The following is a 24,847-nucleotide window of genomic DNA, read 5'->3' as shown; positions in this document are numbered from 1 at the left end:
CCTTTTATAATGGACGTCAATCAGGGCAGGGTTGCTTGTCCTGATTCATATTCAATCCACGATACACACCATCTTTGGACTGCCCGTAAAACCCCATGACCAACGAACTCATAGACAAACTGCTCGAATCGCTGTGGCTGCAAGACCGTCTCAGCCATAACACCTTGCAAGGCTACCGCCGTGATTTGGAAAAAATCGCCGCGCGTTTGGAAGCGGGCGGGCATACTTGGTTGGATGCCGAAGCCGCCGATTTGGCGGATGCCGTCTATGCGGCGGACGAAAAACACAGCTCGCAGGCGCGCGCCTTGTCAGCCTGCAAACGCCTATACGCCTGGTTGGAAGAGACCGAGCGGCGGACGGACAACCCGACCCGTTTCCTCAAAGCCCCGAAACAGACGCAAAAACTGCCCACCCTGATTACCGAAGCGCAAATCGAAAACCTGCTCGCCGCGCCCGATACCGACACGCCGCACGGCCTGCGCGACAAAGCCCTGCTCGAAGTCATGTACGCCACAGGTCTGCGCGTAACCGAAGCCGTCAAGCTCCAACTGGGCGACCTCGACCTCAACCGCGGCTGCATCCGCACCATAGGCAAAGGCGATAAACTGCGTATCGTGCCTATGGGCGAAGAAGCCGTTTACTGGGTCGAACGCTATTGCGCCGAATCGCGCCCGCTGCTGCTCAAAAACAAAATCTGCGACGAAGTCTTCGTCAGCCAAAAACGCAGCGGTATTTCCCGCCAACTCGCGTGGATGATTGTCAAAAACTACGCCGAAGCCGCCGGCATCACCTCGCTCAGCCCGCACGGCCTGCGCCACGCCTTCGCCACCCACCTCGTCAACCACGGCGTCGATTTGCGTGCCGTACAACTCATGCTCGGACACGCCAACATCAACACCACCCAAATCTACACCCACGTCGCCAACATTCGTTTGAAAAACATCGTTGACGAACACCATTCGCGGAATTAAACGATTCTATTGAAAAAGGTCGCCTGAAAACGGAAATTTCGTTTTCAGACGACCTTTTTTGTTGATATGGCATTAAACATTCAAAATGAGTTAATTTATAAAATATCAATCGAAATATATATTTCAATAGAAAATTACCAAGATAAACCAAGAGGTAAACCTTGCAATGCAAACAGTTTTTATTTATATTCATGTTTAAGAATAAAACACACTATCAATACTGAGCGAAAGAAAACACGGAGCACATTATGTTTGTCTGCATCTGCAACGCCATTACCGACCACGAAATCAAAGAAACCATCGCCGCCGGCGCAAGTACGATGAGCGATTTGCAGGCTCAATTAGGAGTAGCTACTTGCTGTGGGTGTTGCAGCGAATTGGCTGCTTCGTTTCTGAATATCAACAATGCCCAAACTACCATTACCGCCGGTATTAATGTTCAGTCTTAATTTCATCTAGAATTCAAACAAGGTCGTCTGAAACCAAAATCTTTGGTTTCAGACGACCTTTTGCATCTACTCTAAAATAAAACAGTATATGCCGAACTGCCGTTTTGAAGTTAATCGGCTATACCTTACAATCTCGATTTCCGTTTACAGTAAAGAGTCTATTATGAAACTGACGTTGATGTTTCGCGAATATTGCAGCCTCTGCCACAAAATGCGCGAACAGCTTAAACCATATCAAGAAAGATTTGGCTTTGAGCTGGAAATTCTTGATGTTGATGAAGATCCTGTCTTGGAGGAAAAATATAATGAACTTGTCCCTGTTTTGCTTGATGGCGAAACAGAAATTTGCCATTGGTTTTTGGATGGGGAAAAATTGAAAACCTTTTTGGAAACAAAATGTGATGGGGTATAACGGCTGAAAGTATTTCTGTTTTGATAAGTTGGTTTCGATAAATTGAAAACAGCTCGTCTGAAAAATTTTCAAAGAATTTCAGGATTTTGTTCTTACGCTACCGCTATATGAATAAAAGGCTGCCTGATTTTTATTTCAGACAACCTTTGAAATATCATGAGGGGTAAGCATCATCCCCTCTGTTTTGTTTAACCGGCTACGGGTGTAGTCGGAGCAACCGGTTTTCTGGTGAAGGAGGCGCGTTTTGCGGCTTGGTAAATAGCCAGTCGTCTGCGATGTGGCATTATTTTTCCTTTCTGTGATTTAAAGGATTATCCCGAAACGAAAGATAAATAAAATCATAAATTTACCGTTTAATAATCCTGTCGTTGATTGTTTATTGGGCTTTTATCGCTTATTCAATATATTGTGAGATGTTAGATTATAATGATAGCTGTTTTTTATTTAAACTAAAAGATGAATTGTGTAAAGTTAAATACCTGTTTCGTAAGGCTTGACGTTTATATAAAAAAGCCCCTGATAACAGGGGCTTTTCAGTAAAGATTAGTCCAATTTACCGATGATGTCGTTTAAAGCTTTTTGCCAGTCAGAGGGTTTGATGCCGTAATCGTTTTCGATTTTTCGACAATCCATAATACTGTACTCGGGACGTGGTGCAGGAAGAGGATATTGATCAGTGGTGATGGGTGTTAATTGCGGCATTTTGAAATTATTGTCATGTTTTAGTGCTGTTTGAAAGATAGTTTGACTGAATTCATACCAAGTAACCGATTTGTTGCCGCCGAAGTGGTAGATCCCTCTAGAAGGCGATGGGTGTTGCAAAAGGGTAATGATGGCTTGCGCCAAATCCCCCGCATAGGTCGGGCATCCGATTTGATCGTTGACAACGGAAAGGCTGTCTCGTTCTTTTGCCAAGCGCAGCATGGTTTTAACAAAATTATTGCCGTATTCGCTAAATAGCCAAGAGGTACGGATAATTGTGCTTTCCGGATTAGCGGCAAGCGCGAGTAGTTCGCCGGTGGCTTTAGTGCGGCCATATACGCTTTGCGGATTGGTGTAGTCATGTTCACGATAGGGCGTTTTGCTTGTCCCGTCGAAAACGTAATCGGTCGATACATGGATAAATCGGGCATGAACAGAACGTGCCGCATCGGCAAGGTTGTGAACGGCTGCGGCGTTAACGGCAAATGCTGCAGGAACGTTTGTTTCTGCGCGATCGACAGCGGTATAGGCAGCGGCATTGACAATTGCATCGGGTTGAAAGCTTTGAACCATATTGCGTACAGCATCAGCATCTGTAATATCCAAGGAAGAGGAGTCAGTAGCAATCAGCTCCCAATTATCAGGAAGTCGGTCTCGGAAGCAGTGTGCGAGTTGTCCTTTAGAGCCTGTCAGCAGAGTCCTCATGGTATATCTCCTTAATGAATATTGTTTCGGCAAGATGGACATCATTATAGAGCAAACATCAGCTCTTAACAGCATTTTACGCCTTCACCGTTTTGAACTTATGTTTATCGGAAAATTTGAACGGGGTAAGGAACGATCGTTGCAATGTCTCGCTAATATTTGGTGGTAAGATAAGACGGATGATGAAAAATTTTGTTTGAAGAGGGAAAAAAGGAATCTCTGTTGTGGAAAAAAACAATAAATAGTACGTTGAAATAAATAATATTATTTCGACAAAATAATCAATATCTTGTTTTTTAAAAAGGAATTATCATTAGAATAAAGTGTCAATTTAAATTTGATTGCTTTAAAAAATGTTTCCATTCGTCTGAAATTTCAACCGTTAGCGAATTGAAAAACAGTTAATCATGAAATATCACTAGAATAACAGTGTAGGCAGTTTGATCAGTTTGCTTTTTGACAAAAGGCCTATGCTTCTTAATTACATATATTCTGGGAGTGATTTATCATGACTTATCATTATGGCGGCTATTCTTCTAAAGCCCACTTCAACTCATACTGCCCTCCGGCTAAACCCTACAATCCTTACTGCCCTCCTAGCCATGGCGGTTTCGGTTACAAAGGCGGTTTCCATAACTACGGTTCTTCACACGGCTTCAAAATGCCTCACGGCAAATTCGGTCATGGTGCCTACTGCCCTCCGCCGAAACCCGTGTACAAATGCATTATTATTGATTTCAAATGCAATCCGGGTAAACCTTATTACCCTAAACCAGCTCCAAAACCGGTTCCTCCAAAGCATGTTGATCCTTACTGCCCACCGGTTGAACCAAAACCACAGCCTCAACCACACCCACAACCCCAACCTAAGCCGCAGCCACAACCTCAGCCGCAGCCTAAACCTCAACCGCAGCCGCAGCCGCAGCCTAAACCTCAACCGCAGCCCAAACCGCAGCCTAAACCCAACGATAAAGACTGCAAAGATTGTGTTGATGATCAAAACCAACAAAATACCTACGGACATGACGACAAAAATCCGGGCAACATTATCCATGTTGATGGTTCGACCAAAGATAAAAATGGCCTGACCAATACCGTAGGTACTGATAAGAAAGATACCATTTACGGTACTAGTGGTGAAGACGTGATTTATGGCGGCGACGGTGCCGACGTGATTTACGGCGGTGACGGCAACGACACTTTGCAAGGCGGTAACAACGGCGACTCTCTGTACGGTCAAGGCGGTAAAGACTACCTGCAAGGCGGTGACGGTAACGACTACTTGAACGGTGGTGCCGACGCTGACATCATGCGCGGTGGTGATGGTAATGACGTTTACTTTGTTGATCACAAAGGCGACGAAGTTATCGAATATGGTAATTTAAACGGCGGTATTGATACTGTCCGTACAGTAATCGACTACACCCTGACCGACAACGTTGAACACCTGTTCTTGCAAGGTTCCGGCAACCTCAACGGTACTGGTAACGCTCTGAACAACGACATCAACGGCAACTCCGGCAACAACCACCTGTACGGCTTGGCAGGCGACGACTGTCTGGTTGGTAAAGACGGTAACGACTACCTCGACGGCGGCATCGGCAACGATGTCCTGATCGGCGGTACCGGCGACGATACCTACTTCTTCGATAAAGGTTACGGTCGTGACACCATCCAAGACGAAAGCGGTAACGATACCCTGCAATTCGGCAAAGGTATTTCTGCTTCCGACGTGTTGTTGAGCAAAACAGGCAACAGCCTGACCGTATCTGTCGGCGGCGGTGACACTGTTACCATTGACGACTGGTTCTCCGGTAACAACCATAAGATCGAAAACTTCAAGTTTGCCGATGGCAGTACTTACGAAGTAACCGGTCATGGCGATTACTACTCTCTGTCAGCTGTAAACAGCATCCAACAACAAACCCAAGTGCCTAGCATCTAATCCCTGATTAGCTATACTTAGGATTGATAAGGTCGTCTGAAAGCGTCTGCATCCGTGCAAAACGTTTTCAGACGACCTATTTTGTAAACAATCTGACCCAAAAATCCAAATTCGGATAAAATAACGGAATCCTGTTTAAACCGAGTCAGCGAAGGGAGAAACCTGAAATGTCCGAAATCAGCTTGAAAAAGATTTACTCCGGAAAAGTGCGAGATTTATACGAAATCGACAGCAAGCGCATGTTGATGGTCGCATCCGACCGATTGTCTGCATTTGACGTGATTTTAGACAATCCGATTCCGGGTAAAGGAGAAATTCTGACGCAGATTTCCAATTTCTGGTTTCAAAAACTGGCGCATATCATGCCCAATCATTTTACCGGCGATACGGTTTATGATGTGTTGCCTGAACGTGAAGCCAAAGCCATCGAGAAACGCGCGGTTGTCGCCAAAAAACTGACTCCTGTCAAAGTAGAGGCGATTGTGCGCGGTTATTTGGCGGGCAGCGGGTGGAAAGATTACCAAAAAAACGGTTCTGTATGTGGCATCAAACTTCCCGAAGGGATGAAAGAAGCGCAGCAGCTTCCGGAAGTGATTTTTACCCCGTCCACCAAGGCTGCCGTCGGCGATCATGATGAAAACATCAGTTTTGAAGAATGCGAACGCATTATCGGTAAAGAGTTGGCGGCTGAAGTGCGCGCTAAAGCCATTCAGCTTTATATGGAAGCTGCAGAATATGCAAAATCACGCGGTATCATCATATGCGATACCAAATTTGAATTCGGGCTGGATGAAAACGGTACATTAACCTTGATGGATGAAGTACTGACGCCCGATTCCAGCCGCTTTTGGCCGGCTGACCAATATCAAGTCGGCACCAATCCACCGTCTTTTGACAAGCAATTTGTTCGGGATTGGTTGGAGCAAAGCGGTTGGAACAAAAAAGCTCCGGCACCGGACGTCCCTAGCGATGTTATTCAGAAAACAGTTGATAAATATCGGGAAGCATTAAATCTTTTAACCAACGAATCATAAATTTGATAAAAGGTCGTCTGAAACACAGAAGTATGTTTCAGACGACCTTTCGCTGTCATGAATGCTTGGATTTACTTACATTTGCTATTATAATGCGCGTTTGGATTGACCGTTTGAAGTCGTCTGAAAAATATAGTTTTTACCAACCGCCGCACACCTGAAACCCTAACTATGCACATTCTCACTTTTAGTGTGCATTATTAGTGTTTTAGCGTGCGGCATTCTGAAAGGAACGAAATGTTCGATAAACACGTTAAAACCTTCCAATACGGCAATCACACCGTTACCTTGGAAACCGGCGAAATCGCGCGCCAAGCCGCAGCGGCTGTTAAAGTATCGATGGGAGATACCGTTGTTTTGGTCGCTGTGACCACCAACAAAGAAGTCAAAGAAGGTCAAGACTTCTTCCCTCTGACTGTCGATTACCTTGAGCGCACTTACGCCGCAGGTAAAATCCCCGGAGGTTTCTTTAAGCGCGAAGGTAAACAAAGCGAAAAAGAAATCCTGACCAGCCGTCTGATTGACCGTCCTATCCGCCCGCTGTTCCCTGAAGGTTTCTACCACGATATCCAAATTGTTGCGATGGTGGTTTCCGTTGACCCTGAAATTGATTCCGACATTCCTGCCATGCTCGGCGCATCCGCTGCGCTGGTGTTGAGCGGCGTACCGTTTGCCGGTCCGATTGGTGCCGCACGCGTAGGTTATGTAAACGGTGTGTACGTATTGAACCCGACCAAAGCCGAATTGGCTAAATCTAAGCTGGACTTGGTGGTTGCGGGTACATCCAAAGCCGTTTTGATGGTGGAATCCGAAGCTAAAATCCTGCCTGAAGACGTGATGTTGGGTGCCGTAGTTTACGGCCACGACCAAATGCAGGTAGCGATTAACGCCATCAACGAGTTCGCCGATGAAGTAAATCCTGAAGTATGGGATTGGAAAGCACCTGAAACCAATGAAGAATTGGTTGCCAAAGTGCGCGAAATCGCAGGCGAAGCAATTAAAGAAGCGTTCAAAATCCGTCAAAAACAAGCGCGTTCCGCTAAATTGGACGAGGCTTGGAATGCAGTAAAAGATGCGCTGATTACCGAAGAAACCGATACTTTGGCTGCCAACGAAATCAAGGGTATTTTCAAACATTTGGAAGCCGACGTTGTCCGCACCCAAATTTTGGAAGGTCAGCCGCGTATCGACGGTCGCGATACCCGCACCGTCCGTCCGTTGAACATCCAAACCGGCGTACTGCCGCGTACACATGGTTCTGCTCTGTTTACCCGTGGCGAAACCCAAGCCCTTGCCGTAGCGACTTTGGGTACTTCGCGCGACGAGCAAATTATTGACGCACTCTCCGGCGAATACACCGACCGCTTTATGCTGCATTACAACTTCCCGCCGTATTCTACCGGCGAAGTGGGTCGCGTCGGCGCGCCGAAACGCCGCGAAATCGGACATGGCCGCTTGGCAAAACGCGCACTGGTTGCCGTATTGCCGTCCCCTGAAGAATTCAGCTACACCATGCGTGTTGTTTCCGAGATTACCGAGTCCAACGGTTCGTCTTCTATGGCTTCCGTCTGCGGCGGCTGTTTGAGCTTGCTGTCTGCCGGTGTGCCTTTGAAAGCACACGTTGCCGGTATCGCAATGGGTCTGATTTTGGACAACAACAAATTCGCCGTGTTGACCGACATCTTGGGTGATGAGGATCACTTGGGCGATATGGACTTTAAAGTTGCCGGTACGACCGAAGGCGTAACCGCGCTGCAAATGGACATCAAAATCCAAGGCATTACCAAAGAAATCATGCAGATTGCTTTGGCGCAAGCCAAAGACGCGCGTCTGCACATCTTGGAAGAGATGAAAGCCGCCGTGGCAGGTCCGCAAGAGCTGTCTGCTCACGCTCCGCGCCTGTTTACCATGAAAATCAACCAAGACAAAATCCGTGAAGTCATTGGCAAAGGCGGTGAAACCATCCGTGCGATTACCGCTGAAACCGGTACTGAAATCAATATCGCGGAAGACGGCACCATCACTATTGCCGCAACCACTCAAGAAGCCGGCGACGCTGCGAAAAAACGCATCGAAGAAATCACTGCCGAAGTGGAAGTGGGCAAAGTGTACGAAGGTACTGTGGTTAAAATCCTCGACAACAACGTTGGTGCCATCGTCAGCGTGATGCCGGGCAAAGACGGTTTGGTACACATCAGCCAAATCGCCCACGAGCGCGTACGCAACGTCAGCGACTATCTGCAAGTCGGTCAGGTTGTGAATGTGAAAGCATTGGAAGTGGACGACCGCGGTCGCGTGCGTCTGTCTATCAAAGCATTGACCGAAGCTCCTGCGCGCGAAGAAAAAGCGCCTGAATAATCGTTGAGCCGATTTTGATTGATAAAAGGTCGTCTGAAAGATTTCAGACGACCTTTTTTGCTGAATACGGATGAAAAAGTAGGGATAGGAATATGAAGTTGAGTTGTCTTGTGTCGGAACTTTGATTTATCTTTCCTTTTAAGCAGCAATTAGGGAGAATGCTGAAAAGGTCGTCTGAAAACCATTTTCCTTGATTTTCAGACGACCTTTTATATTAATAATATTCAGGGCAATCAGATATATTGAACCGAAATAATGTCGTATTCGCGTACACCACCAGGGGCTTGTACTTCAGCGACATCGCCTTCCTCTTTGCCGATTAGGGCTCGGGCAATGGGGGAGCCGACGTAGATTTTGCCTTCTTTGATGTCTGCTTCGTCTTCGCCGACGATTTGATAGGTAACGTGTTCTTCGGTTTCCAAATCTTCCAGCGTTACGGTCGTGCCGAAGACGATTTTGCCTTCTGCGTGGATTTCAGCGGGATTGATGATGTGCGCCATGGACAATTTGTGTTCCAACTCGGAAATTCGTCCTTCGATAAAGCCTTGTTTTTCTTTGGCAGCTTCGTATTCTGCGTTTTCGGACAAGTCGCCGTGCGAACGGGCTTCGGCGATGGCTTCGATGATTTCGGGGCGGGCGACGCTTTTGAGGCGTTGCAATTCTTGTTTGAGCAATTCTGCGCCGCGTACGGTCAATGGAATTTTTTGCATGGTTTGTCTTCTCCGCAAAAGCGTTTGGGCTGCTTTTGCTTGGTAAATATGCGGTAAATATAATCCGCAAAAAATGAAAATAAAAATACAAGCCGCCTAAATCTCGGCGGCTTGTCTGTGTAAGAATGAATGGCGGTATTGTACCAAAATCAGGGGAAACTGCAACGGCAATCGGCTTTTTCCCTGCTCTGGTGTGGCTTTAGTCCAAATGTTCGCTGCTTTGCGCCAAAACGGTACGGTTGCCGTTGGTTTCGGCAGGCGAAACGATGCCGTCTGCTTCCATTTGGTCAATCAGGCGGGCGGCGCGGTTGTAGCCGATGCGTAATTGACGCTGAATGCCGGAAATGCTGGCTTTGCGCGTTTTCAGAACGACAGAGACGGCATCGTCATACATCGGATCAACTTCGCTGTCGCTGCTGCGGCTGATACCCGGCAGATCGTCGGTTGTGCCGCTCATCAGAATATCGTCGATGTAATCGGGTTCGCCGAATTGTTTCAAATATTCGACTACGCGGTGTACTTCGTCGTCTGAAGCGAATGCGCCGTGGACGCGTTGCGGATAACCTGTACCAGGCGGCAGGAACAGCATATCGCCTTGTCCGAGCAGGTTTTCCGCGCCCATTTGGTCGAGAATCGTACGGCTGTCGATTTTGCTGGATACTTGGAAGGCGATGCGTGTCGGGATGTTGGCTTTAATCAGACCTGTGATGACATCGACGCTGGGGCGTTGTGTGGCAAGAATCAAATGGATGCCTGCTGCGCGGGCTTTTTGGGCAAGGCGGGCAATCAGTTCTTCGATTTTCTTGCCTGCGGTCATCATCAAATCGGCGAACTCGTCAACCACGACTACGATAAACGGCAGTTTTTCCAAAGGTTCAGGATCGTCAGGCGTCAGGCTGAACGGGTTGGCAATTTTCATGCCTTGTGTGGCAGCTTCCATGATTTTTTGATTGAAGCCAGCAAGGTTGCGAACGCCTACATGGCTCATCAGACGATAGCGTTTTTCCATTTCGTTGACGCACCAGTTGAGCGCATTGGCCGCCAGCTTCATATCGGTAACGACAGGCGCGAGCAGGTGCGGAATGCCTTCGTAAATGCTCAATTCCAGCATTTTCGGGTCAATCATAATCATGCGCACGTCTTCAGGCGTTGCTTTGAAGAGCATAGATAAAATCATGGCATTAACGCCGACCGATTTACCCGAACCGGTTGTACCGGCAACCAACAAATGCGGTGCTTTGCCCAAGTCGGTAACGACGGGCTGACCGGTAATGTCCTGACCGAGCGCGAGCGTCAGCTTGGATTTGGATTCGGCAAACGCGGGCGAATTGAAGATTTCGCTCAGGCGTATCATTTGGCGTTTCGGGTTCGGCAGCTCCAAGCCCATGCAGGTTTTGCCGGGTATGGTTTCGACGACGCGGATAGAGGCAACACCGAGCGAACGGGCAAGGTCTTTTTCAAGGTTTATAACCGAATTGCCGCGCACGCCGACATCAGGTTCGATTTCGTAACGCGTAATCACCGGACCGGAATAGGAATCCACGACTTTGACTTTGACCTTAAATTCTGCCAGTTTCTCTTCGATGGTGATGCTGTTGTTTAACAATTCTTCTTCGGTCTGCGTGGCGGCCGGGTCGAATTGGGGCGGGAGGAGCAGGGCGGTAGTCGGCAGATGGATGCTGTTCGTCTGCGGGGCGGTGAGGTCGTCTGAAGCCGCGTCCCAATCATCGTCGCCGTCAAACCACGGTGTTTCATTGGTTTCAATGTTTTCAGACGACGTTTGCTCGTGTGGCAGGTCGCGTCCGAATACATCCGCGGTATCGTTGTCTGTTTCGGAATCAACGTCCTTAATTGTGTCGCTTGCCGATTCGCGAATCAGGTAATCATGTATAGAGATTTCCGGATTGTTGCTGATGTGTGCGTTAACTTCCGACTCAAATACGGAAACGGACGGATGATTACGGAACACGGGTGGTTCGGGAATGTCGATTTTGTTTTCGGGTAAATCGAATTTGGGCGGTTTCGGAATATCGACCGCAGGTGCCGGTACGGGCGGTACGGGAGGCGGTTCGATGACGGTTGCGTCAGGAGCGGGCGGCCGGGAAATAAAAGTGTTTTCACGAACGGCGCGGGACAGTTTGGCGGGAACCGCCGCTTTTCGGCTGAGAACAGGAGCTTGGCTTCTTGCTGTAAAGGATGAGGTGGGTTTCGCCGTTGATTGTTCAACACTTTCTGCTTCTTGTTTAGACAGTTGACGACGGGTTATTTTTTCTGCGGCAGCTTCGGAGTGCTTGAGTGTGCGGCGGCGGTTTGCAGGCAGTTTCAGATTGGCAAAAATATCTTCATCTTCAATAATTTGAGGCTGGTATCCGCGCACAGGGGCAACGGCTGCGGCAAGTTTGTCGCGAGCGGCACGGCGCATGGCGAGATTGTTTTGGATGTCGATGACGTTGATTTCGTCTTTTTGACCGTAATAGTTGGCCGTAGAGGGGATGGATTCACGTTCGGCAGTACGCAAAGCGGTTTGTGCCGTTTCGATATGGGGACGGCCGGCTTTTTCCAGATGGATGCTATCCACATAAGATTTGACGCGTTCGCGCGTACGGCGTAAGACAGGGTCGTTGAAATCAATGACTTCCAAACCTTTCATCGGTGTAACCGATGTCCGTACCAAACGGATTTCCGGTTCGCTTTCAGTAGTGATGGCAACGGGGTTTTGTTTGGCGGTTTGATGCTCTTCCCATTCTTGGACGGCAGCTTCAGTCAGCGAGCGGGTGGCTTCTTCCAAAGTAATCTCTTCGAAGGCACCGCCTGTTACCAAGCCGGGCGTATATTCCGGCGTATCGGACGTTTCGAACGGTACGATTTCCGGATATTGCTCAGGTTTGTGGGCATTTGGACGGACTTTTTTGGGGGGGATGTCGGGTGTTTGGGGAAATTCAGGCTCGTGGAGGTATTCCGGCTCGAAATCGGTTTCAGACGACGTTTCGTATGCGGGCGATGAATCTGCCGCATCTTCTTGTACGGAAGGGGAAACTTGGAATGCGCCCATAGCCTCCGCCAGCGAGCTTGGAGAGAAAGAGGAGTCGTCTGAAAGCGTTTGCGTACGTTTCTTGTAGTCGTGTTGCGCAGCCAAAAGACGCAGGCGGGCGATGGTTTTGTTGCCTGCGGTTTTTGCTTCTTCCGTAAGTTCGTACGCTGCGTCCGGATTTTCGTCAAAATCCCTGCCGCGTTTCAGACGGACCAGCTCGCGTTTCCAATCTTGTTCTTGTTTTTTATGCAGTAAAAACACGATGCCGATGGCAAGCAATAAAATAATAATCAGCACGCTCCACAACATATTGAAATTTTCCCGAGTCAAAAAAGCAAAGTCCGTTATTCTAACGCTTTTCAGGATGAAACAAAACCGACAAGGCTTTGTTTCCTTTCGGTTGTGCGAATCCACTATAATCAGGTCGTCTGAAACGCTTTTTAAACATTGAGGATATATGCTTTTCCAAACGGGATGGTTTTCGGGTTTGATTTTGGCCGCTGCGTGGTGCGTGTTGGTTTTATTGTTGGCATTATCCGCACCGAAGGCTTATCGTGATTTTCGAAAACATGGCTCGGCTGCCGCATTGGCAGGGATTATTTTGGCGTCGGTCTGGAGCTTGAATGCCACCCCTGATGGCGGGCAGCTTGCGGGGATGAGTTACCATCTTTTGGCGGTCAACCTGATTGCCTTGATGCTCGGTGTCCCGCTGGCATTTTGGGTCTGTGCGTTGCTGTATTTGCCCTATGTTTGGATATTCGGCTCAGATTGGCAGGCTTATCCGGTCAATGCGCTTGCGTTGTTTCTGCCTGCGCTGGCGGTCAATTTGCTGTCACGCGCCTGGGTCAACCGGCTTCCCGCCAATATTTTTATCTTCATTTTCGTCAATGGTTTTTTAGCATCCGCAGCGGGCATGCTGCTGACCGGGGGTGTTTTGGTCGGCATATTGGACAGGGTGCGGGCTTTTCCTGAAACGGCATTGTGGAGTATGGCATTTCCCGTGTTTTTCCTCATTGCATGGGCGGAAGCGTTTTTAAGCGGTATTACCGCTGCTATTTTTATTGCGTTAAGGCCGCAGTGGATTAATACATTTGATGACGGACGCTACCTGAAACCGTCGAATAAGATTTGGTAAAAGGTCGTCTGAAAACCTGATTTGGGCTTTTCAGACGACCTTTTGTTTGGGGCGGTATCAATAAACGTCGCGTTGGTAGCGTTTGTCTTCGCGCATTTCGTTGAGATAGTCTTCGGCATCGTCACGGCTGAGTTTGCCTTGGGTTTCGATGACGTTGATCAGGGCGGTTTCTACGTCGCGTGCCATGCGGGTGGCGTCGCCGCAGACGTAGAGGTGTGCGCCTTGTTGCAGCCAGTTCCAAACTTCGGCGGCGTGTTCGGCGATTTTGTGTTGGACATAGACTTTGTGTTCGCCTTGTCTGCTCCATGCCAAGTCGGCGCGGGTGAGGATGCCGTCTTTGCGGTAATCGCTCCATTCGAGCTGGTAGAGGAAGTCGTCGGCGAGGCGTTGGTTGCCGAAGATGAGCCAGTTTTTGCCATTGTCGCCGTTGGCGTCGCGTTGCTGCATGAAGGCGCGGAAGGGGGCGATGCCTGTGCCTGCGCCTATCATGATGACGGGGGTGTTGCCGTCGGCGGGCAGGCGGAAGTTGGGGTTGGGTTCGACGAAGACGCGTACTTCTCCGCCTTCTTCAAGGCGTTCGCCCAGATAGCCTGACGCTGCGCCGGTGTAGGTGTTGCCGTGGTGTTCGAAGCGGACGACGCCGACGGTCAGGTGGACTTCTTCGCCGACTTCGTCTTGCGCGGAGGCGATGGAGTAAAGGCGCGGGGTTTGGGGGCGGAACAGTTGGAACAGGGTTTGCGCGTCCAGCGGATGGGGGTGGGCGGCGAAGACGCCGACGGGCGGGGTGGCGGCGAGGTAGGCGTCCAATCGGGCTTTGTCGGCGGCTGTGGTTTTGAGTTCTTCGCTGCCGGACAACTCGGCATATTGCTGCACGAGCGCCGGCGTGTTTTGTGTGATGTCGGCGGACTCGGTCAGGGCGGTGCGGATGTCGGTTTCGAGGTCGTCTGAAAGGCGGATTTTTTCTTCGCCGCTTAATTGGTGCAAATCGAGGATTTCTTGAACCAAAGCGGGAGCGTTGAGCGGGAGTACGCCCAATGCGTCGCCTGCCTGATAGTGCAGCCCGGAACCGGACAGGTCGATTTCGATGTGCTCCACGTCTTTCTCGGCAGAGCGGGACGTGATTTTTTGGCGGACGGACAGGGTGGCGGTATAGGGTTTGTCTTTGGTATAGACAGTGCCTGCGGTTTGAAGGGCAGCAGGTGTTGCAACGGATGCTGCGGCGGTTTGCACGGCAAGCTCGGCAACTTGTGGGACGACGGCTTCTATCCACGCGTCGGCGGCGCTTTGGAACTCTAAATCGCAGATGCCCAAGTCGTTCAGACGACGTGCGCCCAGTTCGGCGAATTTGGCGTCAAAGTCTTTGCCCGCTTGGCAGAAATTAGGATAGGAAGAATCGCCCAAACCCAAGACGGCAAAAGTGAGTTTGCCCAAATCGGGGGCTTTTTTGCCGAAGACGAATTTATACAGCGGCAGGGCTTCTTCGGGCGGCTCGCCCTCGCCTTGCGTGGATGTTACCAATAACACGATGTCTTCATCGGGCAGGGTTTTGCTTTTGAAGTCCCCCGCGCTGCTCAATACGGCTTCTACGCCGGCGTTTTTGAGTTTGGCGTGTAAAGATTCGGCAACGCCGCGCGCATTGCCCGTTTGCGAGGCGGATAAGACCAACACGCGTCGCGCGGGGGCTGCAACGGCAGGAGCGGCGGAAACACTCAAACCGCCCGCCGCCCCTTGACTTTGCGCCCAGCAGTAGCCGGAAAGCCAAGCGAGCTGTGTAGGCGAGAGGGCGGCGAGTTGTGCGGAAAGTTCGGTGGGAAGCGGGTTGGCTGGGGTCATGTCGGTTCCTTTGTACGGACGGCTGCTTGAGGCAGAACGTTTGCCTGCGCGGCTTTAATTGTTTGGTTGAATGGTGATTTTTCTGAAAACAGTGGCGATACTGTAAACAGGTCGTCTGAAAAACGGAAAGAATGCTTGGTTTTAATTTAATGCGATTTCGTTATATTCTGGATTGGGAGAGGGGGAGAGGGTTGATATCGGTTTTCAGACGACCCGACTATAATCTTTTGAGATTTTTAAGGGGCAGCAAAAGCGCAGATGTCCATCGGACAACTAATCAAGCAGCTTATATAAAGCTGCCGTCGAAGGTAATCAGATGATTGAATTTAATGATTTCATAAAAGAAGTAAATAAAAAATTTCAAGATGAGCTATGGGCTGATTTTGAATCCAAATTTTTTGGAGATGATTTATTTATTAAAGTAGGAATAGATTTTTCTTATGGCCATCAGTTTGAACTGTATATTCAAAATGCACGCATGAATAAATCGATTGAGGAATGGACGGTAGATTTGAAGAGAAATCAAATCATATATCTGAAAGATAGGGAAATTTATTTTATAACGGATGTCGATGAAAAAATAATGGTAAAAGGGGAAAGGTTTTTTGTTAATGTTTTGACGACTATTTACCATTTGAATCCTTCTGATAGTTTGACAAATTACATAATCAACCCAGAACTGATGGATTTTCCTACTGTTTCAAATGTTACGGTAAGTAACCATTTTGAAGAGTTGCGATTGTAATAAGCGCTAGTCATGACTGACATGAAATTGAATTCGTCTCTAGGGGAAGGGATATTAAATTCAGAAAACAGCAAAAGGCCGTCTGAAAACAGTTTGGCAGTATCTGCATTTCTGTTTTCAGACGACCTTTTGATCTTTAAAGCGTTAACCGTTTACAGCGGCCATTTCAGCGCAGGATTGCTTTCGATGACGGCTTTGAATTGGTTTTGAATCCGCTCGATGGCTTCGTCGGAATCTGCCTCGAAGCGCAACACCAAAATCGGCGTGGTATTGGAGGCGCGCATCAGACCGAAGCCGTCGGGGAATTCTACGCGCAGGCCGTCGATGGTGATGATTTCGGTCGCGCCTTCGAATTTGGCTTTGGCGGCGAGTTCGTCGATAACCTGATGGCCGTTGCTGCCTTCGGGCAGGTCGATGTTGAGTTCGGGCGTGGAAATGCTTTGCGGTAGGCTGTTCAACACTTCGGACGGATTGTCGAAGGCAGACAGGATTTCCAAGAGGCGTGCGCCGGCGTACATGCCGTCGTCGAAGCCGAACCAGCGTTCTTTGAAGAAGATGTGTCCGCTCATTTCGCCGGCAACCAGCGCGCCGGTTTTTTTCATGGTGGACTTGATGAAGCTGTGGCCGGTTTTCTCCATAACGGGTTCGCCGCCGTGTTCTTTAATCCACGGAGCCAGCAGGCGGGTGGATTTGACGTCGAAGATGACTTTCGCGCCGGGGTTGCGGCTCAAAACGTCTTGGGCGAACAGCATGAGCTGACGGTCGGGATAAATAATGTTGCCGTCTTTGGTCACGACGCCCAAGCGGTCGGCATCGCCGTCAAAAGCCAAGCCGATTTCGGCGTCGCTGTTTTTCAGCGCGGCAATCAAATCTTGCAGGTTTTTCGGTTTGGAAGGGTCGGGATGGTGGTTGGGGAAATTGCCGTCCACTTCGCAGAAAAGTTCGGTCACTTCGTTGCCCAAACCTTTGTAGAGTTTGCCTGCGAATGCGCCGCCTACGCCGTTGCCCGCGTCGATGGTGATTTTCATGGGGCGTTTGAGTTTGACGTGGCCGACGATGTGGTTGTGGTATTCGCCGGAAATGTCTTTTTCGGTTACGCTGCCTTTTTTATCGGAAGCGGTCAGTTTGTCGGCTTCGATCAGGGCAAGCAGTTCTTGGATGGCTTCGCCTGCGAGGGTATCGCCGCCGAGCATCATTTTGAAGCCGTTGTAATCGGGCGGGTTGTGGCTGCCGGTAATCATCACGCCGCTGCCGCCGCATTCGTTGATGGCGGCGAAATACAGCATGGGGGTGGCGACCATGCCGACATTGAGGACGTCGATGCCGCTGTCGGTAAAGCCGTGCTGGATGTGTTCCATCAGTTCGGGGCCGCTCAAGCGTCCGTCGCGTCCGAGTGCGATGCGGGTAATGCCTTTTTCGGCGGCTCGGGTGGAGATGGCTTTACCGATAAGGTAGGCGGCTTCGTTGGTCAGGGTTTTGCCGACAATGCCTCGGATGTCGTAGGCTTTGAAGATGTCGCGGGCAATGTTTGCCATGATGGTTTCCTTTGTGATTGTGAATGGAAAACGGGCTTATTCTAACATAGGCAAAGGTCGTCTGAAGGCTTTCAGACGACCTTTGGGGGTTATATCAAATAACCATTCACTACGGTTTCGATCAATTGCCGAAAGTGTTGCATTGATTGATGTCGCCGCTGTCCAAACCGCGTTTGAGCCATGCCATGCGCTGTTCGGACGAGCCATGTGTAAAGCTGTCGGGAACAACATAGCCCTGCCCGTCTTTCTGCAGGCGGTCGTCGCCGACGGATTCGGCAGCCAGCATGGCTTTGGTGATGTCTTCGGCTTTGAAGATATTGTTGTTGACGGCGTAATGCCCCCAAATACCCGCGTAGCAGTCCGCCTGCAATTCGAGTTTGACGGAAAGGGCATTGGCTTCTTTTTTGTCGACCTGCTGCTGCATTCTGTGGACTTTAGGCAGGATACCGAGCAGGTTTTGGACGTGGTGTCCGACTTCGTGCGCGATGACGTAGGCAAACGCGGCATCGCTGGCGGAATTGAGTTTGGTCTGCATATCCCTATAAAAGTCTAAGTCGAGATAGACTTTTTGGTCGCCCGGGCAGTAAAACGGGCCCATTGCCGATTGGCCCATGCCGCAGGCGGTGGATGTGCCGCCGTTGTATAACACCAGCGTGGTCGGGGTGTAGGTCCGTCCGATTTGTTTGAAATAGCTGCCCCAAGCTTTTTCCGTATCGGCGAGGACGACGCGGGCAAGTTCGTTCAGTTCGGCTTCTTCTTGAGGTTTGAGTTGGGAGGTTTGGGTTGAACCCGTACCCATGGAAGGCGTGCCGACCAAGCCGCTCAAATCGACGCCGTAATAAGCGCCGATCAAAACGACGATGATGCCGAGGATGCCGGGCGTTCTACCGCCGCCGCCTCCACCGCTGCTGCCGCGTCGGTCTTCTACGTTTTGACTCTGTTCGCGTCCTTTCCAATCCATCTTGTGTGTTCCTTGTTGTGAAGTGATATGGGCTGATTATACCGTGAAGGGGCGGAGTGATGCCTGCCTATATGAGAAAAGGTCGTCTGAAAACACCAAACGGAGTTTTTTCAGACGACCTTTTTGCTATGTTAAAACCGGATTATTCCGCCTTCAAACCTGTCACACACTGCTTGTCGCGATCTTCAAACGCTTGCGCGCCGCCGAGCAGGTCGAGCTGCTCTTGAGGGCTGAGTTTGCCCAATGAACGGATTTGCTCTTCGGAAAGTTTGTCCAAAGGCTTGTCCCACATACAGGTGCAGTAATCGGTGGCGAGTTTGCTGTTGTTTGAATCCAAGCCCCTTTCTTTCAAATCGTTTTGCCATTTTTCGGCAAAGGGGATGTTTTTCACGCAAGACTCAAAGATGTTCTGCTTTGCCTGCGGTTTGGACATGGCGCATTGGGAGAGCAGGGCGGTGGCGGCGAGCAGCGCCAAAATGACCCACGCCCAAATGCGGATGGTGCGGATTTTGGCTTTTGCCTTTTTACGCGCCGCGGCTTGCTCTTCGGCGGACATTTCGTTTTTCGGTTCAGTCATGCAGGCTTTCCATGCGGATCATGGTGATTGGTTTTTCCACGCAGCTTAATGCTTCGATGGCTTCGATGGCGCGCTTGATGTTTTTCTCGACCGTGCTGTGGGTCAGAATCACGATTTCGGCGGTGGTTTGGTCGATGACGCCTTTTTGGATTAAGGCTTCGATGGACACGTTTTCTTTTGCCAAAAGCGCGGCGATTTGCCCCAGCGTACCCGGTTCGTCTTTGGCTTGGACGCGCAGGTAGTAGCTGCTGGTGATTTCGTCCATAGGCAGGATGGTCTGCGCTTGGACTTGGGCGGGCTGGAACGCTAGGTGCGGCACGCGGTGGCCGGTATCGGCGTCAATCAGGCGGGCGATGTCGATGATGTCGGCGACCACGGCGGAAGCGGTCGGCAGTGCGCCCGCACCCGCGCCGTAATATAAGGTTTCGCCGACCATATCGGCGTTGACGCGCACGGCGTTCATCACGCCGTTGACGTTTGCCAAGAGGCGGCTTTCGGGAATCAGGGTCGGATGGACGCGCAATTCGATGCCTTTGTCGGTTTTGCGGGTGATGCCCAGAAGTTTGATGCGGTAGCCGAGTTCTTCGGCGTATTTGATGTCGCGGCTGTCGAGTTTGCTGATGCCTTCGAGGTAGCAGGCGGGGAAGTTCATCGGCGTGCCAAATGCCAGCGCGCTCATGATGGTGATTTTGTGGCCCGCGTCGTTGCCTTCGATGTCGAAGGTCGGATCGGCTTCGGCGTAGCCCAATGCTTGCGCTTCTTTCAATACGTCGGCAAACGCGCTGCCTTTTTCGCGCATTTCGGAGAGGATGAAGTTGCTGGTGCCGTTGATGATGCCGGCGATGCTGCGGATGCGGTTGGCGGCGAGGCCTTCGCGCAGGGCTTTGATAATCGGGATGCCGCCCGCTACTGCCGCTTCAAATTGCACCATGACGTTTTTTTCTTCCGCCAGCGGGAAGATTTCGTTGCCGTATTCGGCGAGCAGTTTTTTGTTGGCGGTAACGATGTGTTTGCCGTTTTCAATGGCTTTCAATACCGCATCTTTGGCGATGCCGGTACCGCCGAACAATTCGACGACGACATCGACGTCTTCACGCGCGACCAGTTCGAACGGGTCTTTGACAAAGGCTGCGGACGGACAGGTTTGGCGGGCTTTTTCTTCGCTCAAGTCGCATACGGCACTGATGCGCACTTCGCGTCCCAAACGACGGCTGATTTCCGCCGCATTGTCCTGCAACACGGCAGCCGTACCGCCGCCGACCGTACCTAAACCTAAAAGACCGATGTTTACTGGCTTCATTGTGCCTCCTTGTGAGCCGATTCTCTTAAATCAAAAAGTAAAAACAGAAATTCAGAAAGCCCGAAACGCACCGCCGCCGCAGATTGATATAATGCTGATTTTGCAAGGGCGGAAGGCGCAGGCTAAAGTCGCCCATCCTACCTGAAATTGCCTGATTTTGCACCTTTTTTACGGAACGCGGCGAAAGGGCGGCAAGCCTGTTTGAAATTGATATATCAAGCCGAGAAAGAAACGGAAGAAAAATGCTGATTGAAGAAAACAAAACCGATGAAACCCTAAGCCTGACCGCTTATCGGGCGGGCGCAATCGAAGCGGGCGGCAAAACCTACACCGCGCCCATCATCTGGCGCAACGGCAAAATTGAAGCAATGAACGTGCAAACGCCGTCTGAACTGACTGCCGCCGACCTGTTTCAGACGACCTCCGATTCGGACGGCTTGCCCGAAGTCATCATTATCGGCACGGGGGAGAAGCAGCAGTTCCTCCATCCGAAAATCGCCGCCGAACTTGCCGCACACGGCATCGGGTTGGAATGTATGAACACAGCCTCCGCCTGCCGAACGCTGGTGTTGCTGCAAGGCGAAGGGCGCAGCGTTTGGGCTTGGCTGTGGGTGTGAGCGGGCATAAGGCGCATATAAAACAGGTCGTCTGAAATTTTTCAGACGACCTGATTTGAGCATATTGCCCTTAATTATGTATCACTTGGCAAATAGATAAAAACCTTCTATCCTCGTCAATATTTTTCGTCAACCTAAAAAAGGAAACTCTTATGGCTCAAATTACCTTCCACGACAACCCTGTCCACACTTCCGGCGACCTGCCAGCCGTCGGTCAAACCGCGCCTGCATTCAGCCTGACCGCTGGCGATCTATCCGACAAAACTTTGGCGGATTTTGCGGGCAAACGCAAAGTGTTGAACATTTTCCCAAGCGTCGATACCGGCGTATGCGCCCAATCCGTGCGTACGTTTAACCAACGCGCGTCTTCTTTGGATAACGCGGTCGTTCTGTGCATTTCAGCCGACCTGCCGTTTGCCCAAGCACGTTTCTGCGGCGCGGAAGGTTTGGACAATGTTATCAACCTGTCTACGTTCCGCAGCAGCTTTGCCGCCGATTACGGCGTCGCCCTGACCGACAGCCCGTTGCGCGGACTGACTGCGCGTGCCGTTGTGGTTTTGGACGAAAACGACAAAGTCCTGCACAGCGAACTGGTTGCCGAAATCGCCAACGAGCCTGATTACGACGCGGCTTTGGCTGTTTTGTAAACAAGGGTTTTAAAGCTGAAAAAGGTCGTCTGAAAAGTTTCAGACGACCTTTTATCTTTCTTCCTAAACTATTTCGCAGGCGGCTTCAATTCAAACACTTCGGGATGCGCCTTAAAATATTCTACGGCGATAAATCCGCCGCCGATGATGATCACCAGGAACACCGCCATGACAATCATGGCAAGGATGAATTTGTCCGAAGGATGGGCGTCGGGCTTGCGTTTATCCGCCATTATTGGATCTCCGAGAGCCAGTCGCGGGCGGTGAGAAACTCGTTCAGCCGCGCTTCGGGCGAACCTTCTTCGGGCGCGTATTGATACTCGAAACGCACCAAAGGCGGCATGGACATCAAAATGCTTTCCGTGCGCCCGCCGCTTTGCAGGCCGAACAGCGTACCCCTGTCCCAAACCAAATTAAATTCTACATAACGCCCGCGCCGGTAAAGCTGGAAATCGCGCTCGCGTTCGCCATACGGCGTGTTTTTGCGTTTCGCCACAATCGGCAAATACGCTTCGATGTAGCCTTCGCCGACCGCCTTGATGAAATTCAGGCAGGTGTCGAAATTCCAGCGGTTCAAATCGTCGAAAAACAAACCGCCCACGCCGCGCGTTTCGCCGCGGTGTTTCAGGTAAAAATACTCGTCGCACCATTTTTTGAACTCGGGATAAACCGCTTCCCCAAACGGCGCGCACACGTCCCGCGCGACCGTGTGCCAGTGCAAAATATCTTCTTCAAACGGATAAAACGGCGTCAAATCAAAGCCGCCGCCGAACCACCACACAGGCTCGCCGCCTTCCGGATACGCGATAAAAAAGCGCACGTTCGCATGGCTGGTCGGTACATACGGATTTTTCGGATGAATCACCAGCGACACGCCCATCGCCTCAAACGCCGCGCCCGCCAGTTCAGGGCGGTGCGCCGTTGCCGAAACGGGCATTTTACTGCCCTTCACATGCGAAAAATTCACGCCCGCCTGCTCGAATACCGCGCCGTTTTTCAATACGCGGGTTTCGCCCACGCCCAACTTGCCCGTCCATTCTTCACGCGCAAACACCGCCCCGCCGTCTTCTTGCTCAAGCGCGGTGCAGATTTGGTTTTGCAGGTTTTTCAATACGGTTAAAACGGCTTCGGTATGCATGGGTATTCCTTGCTTTTATGATGAGACGGAGTTCGTCGGGTTGATGAGAGAATTTAATTCGGTATTGTAGTCTGAAATGAGAAATTAAGGTCGTCTGAAAACCCTTTTTCAAGATTTTCAGACGACCTTTCCGTGTGACAAGATGCTTAAACGGGCAAGCCGGTTACGCGCCGTAAACGGGATATTTGTCGCAAAGCGCGGTGATTTGTTTGCGGACGTTTGCCAAATTCGCTTCGTCTTCAGGATTTGCCAAAACATCGGCAACGAGGTTGGCGAGGACTCGGGCGTCGGCTTCGTTAAAGCCGCGCGTGGTCATGGCGGCGGAGCCGATGCGGATACCGGAGGTAACGAACGGTTTTTCCGGGTCATTCGGAATGGCGTTTTTGTTGACGGTGATGTTTGCTTTGCCCAATGCGGCTTCGGCGGCTTTGCCGGTGATTTTCATCGGTTGCAGGTCAACGAGGAAAACGTGGCTTTCGGTGCGGCCCGAAACGATGCGCAAGCCGCGTTTGACCAATTCTTCCGCCATCGCTGCGGCATTGATTTTCACCTGTTTTGCGTATTGTTTGAACTCGGGTTGCAGGGCTTCTTTGAACGCAACGGCTTTGGCGGCGATGACGTGCATCAGCGGGCCGCCTTGCAGGCTTGGGAAGATGGAAGAGTTCAACGCTTTTTCATGCGTGTTGTCACGACACAAAATCACGCCGCCGCGCGGGCCGCGCAGGGTTTTGTGGGTGGTGGTAGTCACGAAGTCGCAGAATGGGACGGGGTTGGGGTATTCGCCGCCGGCAATCAGACCTGCGTAGTGCGCCATATCGACAAAGAGGTAGGCACCGACTTTGTCGGCAATTTCACGGAATTTCGCCCAGTCGATTTGCAGGGCGTAGGCAGATGCGCCGGCAACGATCATTTTGGGTTTGTGTTCGAGCGCGAGGCGTTCGACTTCGGCGTAATCGAGGACTTCGTTTTCATCCAAGCCGTAGGTAATGGCATTGTAGAGTTTGCCGGAAATGTTGACGCTGGCGCCGTGGGTCAGATGGCCGCCGTGGGCGAGGCTCATGCCGAGGATAGTGTCGCCGGGTTTGAGGACGGAGGCGTACACGGCTTGGTTGGCTTGGGAGCCGGAATGGGGTTGGACGTTGGCGTATTCCGCACCGAAGAGTTCTTTGACGCGGTCGATTGCCAACTGTTCGACGATATCGACGTATTCGCAACCGCCGTAGTAGCGTTTGCCGGGGTAGCCTTCGGCGTATTTGTTGGTCAATTGCGAACCTTGTGCCTCCATCACGGCGCAACTGACGTAGTTTTCGGAAGCAATCAGTTCGACGTGGTCTTGCTGGCGTTGGTCTTCTTGGGCGATGGCGGCTGCCAGATCCGGATCATATTGGGCTAGGTTGACGCTTTTTGAAAACATCTTCTCGACTCCTTTGTCGGTTGGGAAACGGGGATTGATAAGTGGTGAACAATGTACCAAATCGGTTTGGATTGTCAACGATTTTATCTTTCAGACGACCCCTTAGCGACTTGTGAGGTCGTCTGAAAAGTTTTATTTGAACAGATTGTCCTGTTTTAAATGAAAGTCGATTTTTTCGAGCAGGGCTTCGAGGTCGGTCTCGGCTTGGGCGGCGGCGAGGTTTTTGCCCAACTCCTCCAAAGCCAGCGCATCGAGCCTGCGGCGTTCGAGTTTGCGTGCTTCTTCGTTGAAGATTTTGATGTTGTCGGGCAGGATGAGCGGCGGCACGCTGCCATCGGTCGTATAGAACGCTTCGTCCGCAAACACAAACCCCTCCGGCAATGCGGGTGCGTTGTCGTAGTCGGCATCGTTGACCGGCATCCACTCGGAATGCTGTTCCAACAGGACAAATTGCCCGTTCATGCCGTAAATATGGGCAAAACGGGAGAGCTTGGGGTGTTTGGTGTTCATGCGAAGATTGTATGCTGATGATGCGGGAGCGTCTAGAGTGGAAATTTGCGTCGTCGCAGTAAGAAGGTCGTCTGAAAGTAGTATAATTACAAAATTGATAAATTTTTGAAGACAAATA

The 24,847-nt window shown here is 50.7% G+C and carries 21 protein-coding genes and 1 pseudogene; 10 read left to right on the top strand and 12 right to left on the bottom strand.

The annotated features are described in order from the left end of the window. Positions 1–95 precede the first annotated feature (95 nt). The 3 genes from xerD to NM96_06265 all read left to right on the top strand — a co-directional run bounded on the left by xerD (position 96) and on the right by NM96_06265 (position 1,832). Complete coding sequence (xerD, locus tag NM96_06275; GenBank protein AVR78995.1) at positions 96–971, top strand: site-specific tyrosine recombinase XerD; 876 nt, start codon at positions 96–98, stop codon at positions 969–971. Positions 972–1,219: 248 nt separating this feature from the next. Then, positions 1,220–1,420, top strand: a complete 201-nt coding sequence (locus NM96_06270) for a bacterioferritin (GenBank protein ID AVR78994.1) — start codon at positions 1,220–1,222, stop codon at positions 1,418–1,420. Positions 1,421–1,583: 163 nt separating this feature from the next. Then, the gene (locus NM96_06265) at positions 1,584–1,832 is read left to right on the top strand and encodes a glutaredoxin family protein (protein ID AVR80285.1); all 249 of its coding nucleotides are present in this window, start codon (positions 1,584–1,586) and stop codon (positions 1,830–1,832) included. 543 nt (positions 1,833–2,375) lie between these two features. Here NM96_06265 and rfbD read toward each other — a convergent pair. Beyond that, positions 2,376–3,239: a dTDP-4-dehydrorhamnose reductase gene (gene rfbD, locus NM96_06260; GenBank protein ID AVR78993.1), complete on the bottom strand. Its 864-nt coding sequence runs from the start codon at positions 3,237–3,239 to the stop codon at positions 2,376–2,378. 553 nt (positions 3,240–3,792) lie between these two features. Then, a pseudogene (locus NM96_06255) lies at positions 3,793–4,293 on the bottom strand (hypothetical protein). Between the two features lie 30 nt (positions 4,294–4,323). Here NM96_06255 and NM96_06250 point away from each other — a divergent pair. The 3 genes from NM96_06250 to pnp all read left to right on the top strand — a co-directional run bounded on the left by NM96_06250 (position 4,324) and on the right by pnp (position 8,576). Next, positions 4,324–5,184, top strand: a complete 861-nt coding sequence (locus NM96_06250) for a calcium-binding protein (GenBank protein AVR80284.1) — start codon at positions 4,324–4,326, stop codon at positions 5,182–5,184. Between the two features lie 167 nt (positions 5,185–5,351). Beyond that, positions 5,352–6,218 (top strand): phosphoribosylaminoimidazolesuccinocarboxamide synthase, encoded by an 867-nt coding sequence (locus NM96_06245; protein ID AVR78992.1) that lies wholly within the window; start codon positions 5,352–5,354, stop codon positions 6,216–6,218. A gap of 237 nt (positions 6,219–6,455) precedes the next feature. Then, a complete protein-coding gene (gene pnp / locus NM96_06240; GenBank protein ID AVR78991.1) occupies positions 6,456–8,576 on the top strand; it encodes a polyribonucleotide nucleotidyltransferase in 2,121 nt (706 codons plus the stop codon). Positions 8,577–8,809: 233 nt separating this feature from the next. Here the strand turns inward: pnp and NM96_06235 are convergent, their stop codons facing one another. After that, a complete protein-coding gene (locus NM96_06235; GenBank protein AVR78990.1) occupies positions 8,810–9,286 on the bottom strand; it encodes a transcription elongation factor GreA in 477 nt (158 codons plus the stop codon). A gap of 199 nt (positions 9,287–9,485) precedes the next feature. Further along, complete coding sequence (locus NM96_06230) at positions 9,486–12,626, bottom strand: cell division protein FtsK (GenBank protein ID AVR78989.1); 3,141 nt, start codon at positions 12,624–12,626, stop codon at positions 9,486–9,488. 148 nt (positions 12,627–12,774) lie between these two features. On the opposite strand from NM96_06230, the gene NM96_06225 reads away from it, so the two are divergent. Then, entirely contained in the window at positions 12,775–13,452 is a 678-nt protein-coding gene (locus NM96_06225) for a hypothetical protein (protein ID AVR78988.1), read from the top strand. Positions 13,453–13,509: 57 nt separating this feature from the next. Here the strand turns inward: NM96_06225 and NM96_06220 are convergent, their stop codons facing one another. After that, a complete protein-coding gene (locus NM96_06220) occupies positions 13,510–15,285 on the bottom strand; it encodes an assimilatory sulfite reductase (NADPH) flavoprotein subunit (protein ID AVR78987.1) in 1,776 nt (591 codons plus the stop codon). Positions 15,286–15,601: 316 nt separating this feature from the next. Here NM96_06220 and NM96_06215 point away from each other — a divergent pair, with 316 nt between their 5' ends. Beyond that, a complete protein-coding gene (locus NM96_06215) occupies positions 15,602–16,030 on the top strand; it encodes a hypothetical protein (GenBank protein AVR78986.1) in 429 nt (142 codons plus the stop codon). A gap of 152 nt (positions 16,031–16,182) precedes the next feature. Here NM96_06215 and NM96_06210 read toward each other — a convergent pair whose 3' ends face one another. From NM96_06210 to NM96_06195, 4 genes are all read right to left on the bottom strand, one after another. After that, the gene (locus NM96_06210; protein AVR78985.1) at positions 16,183–17,565 is read right to left on the bottom strand and encodes a phosphomannomutase/phosphoglucomutase; all 1,383 of its coding nucleotides are present in this window, start codon (positions 17,563–17,565) and stop codon (positions 16,183–16,185) included. A 121-nt stretch (positions 17,566–17,686) separates the two neighbouring features. Then, a complete protein-coding gene (locus tag NM96_06205; protein ID AVR78984.1) occupies positions 17,687–18,526 on the bottom strand; it encodes a hypothetical protein in 840 nt (279 codons plus the stop codon). A gap of 142 nt (positions 18,527–18,668) precedes the next feature. After that, a complete protein-coding gene (locus NM96_06200; protein ID AVR78983.1) occupies positions 18,669–19,103 on the bottom strand; it encodes a hypothetical protein in 435 nt (144 codons plus the stop codon). Continuing rightward, positions 19,096–20,403, bottom strand: coding sequence for a homoserine dehydrogenase (locus tag NM96_06195; GenBank protein AVR78982.1), 1,308 nt, complete (start codon positions 20,401–20,403; stop codon positions 19,096–19,098). Before NM96_06195 ends, NM96_06200 begins: the two co-directional genes overlap by 8 nt. Before the next feature lie 242 nt (positions 20,404–20,645). Between NM96_06195 and NM96_06190 the strand changes: the two genes are divergently transcribed. Together NM96_06190 and NM96_06185 are read left to right on the top strand one after the other, a co-directional pair. Then, the gene (locus tag NM96_06190) at positions 20,646–21,020 is read left to right on the top strand and encodes a rod shape-determining protein RodA (protein ID AVR78981.1); all 375 of its coding nucleotides are present in this window, start codon (positions 20,646–20,648) and stop codon (positions 21,018–21,020) included. 152 nt (positions 21,021–21,172) lie between these two features. Next, on the top strand, positions 21,173–21,667 hold the full coding sequence (locus NM96_06185; protein AVR78980.1) for a thiol peroxidase: 495 nt from the start codon (positions 21,173–21,175) through the stop codon (positions 21,665–21,667). 232 nt (positions 21,668–21,899) lie between these two features. Here the strand turns inward: NM96_06185 and NM96_06180 are convergent, their stop codons facing one another. The 3 genes from NM96_06180 to NM96_06170 all read right to left on the bottom strand — a co-directional run bounded on the left by NM96_06180 (position 21,900) and on the right by NM96_06170 (position 24,729). Beyond that, a complete protein-coding gene (locus tag NM96_06180; GenBank protein AVR78979.1) occupies positions 21,900–22,805 on the bottom strand; it encodes an oxygen-dependent coproporphyrinogen oxidase in 906 nt (301 codons plus the stop codon). A gap of 163 nt (positions 22,806–22,968) precedes the next feature. Further along, entirely contained in the window at positions 22,969–24,219 is a 1,251-nt protein-coding gene (gene glyA / locus NM96_06175; protein AVR78978.1) for a serine hydroxymethyltransferase, read from the bottom strand. Between the two features lie 132 nt (positions 24,220–24,351). After that, positions 24,352–24,729, bottom strand: a complete 378-nt coding sequence (locus tag NM96_06170) for a hypothetical protein (protein AVR78977.1) — start codon at positions 24,727–24,729, stop codon at positions 24,352–24,354. Positions 24,730–24,847: the final 118 nt, after the last annotated feature.

It is taken from the genome of Neisseria mucosa (assembly GCA_003028315.1).
Classification (GTDB): Bacteria; Pseudomonadota; Gammaproteobacteria; order Burkholderiales; family Neisseriaceae; genus Neisseria; species Neisseria mucosa.
Note: the sequence above shows the minus strand (reverse complement) of the source record. Positions and strands in the feature narration are given on the sequence as shown.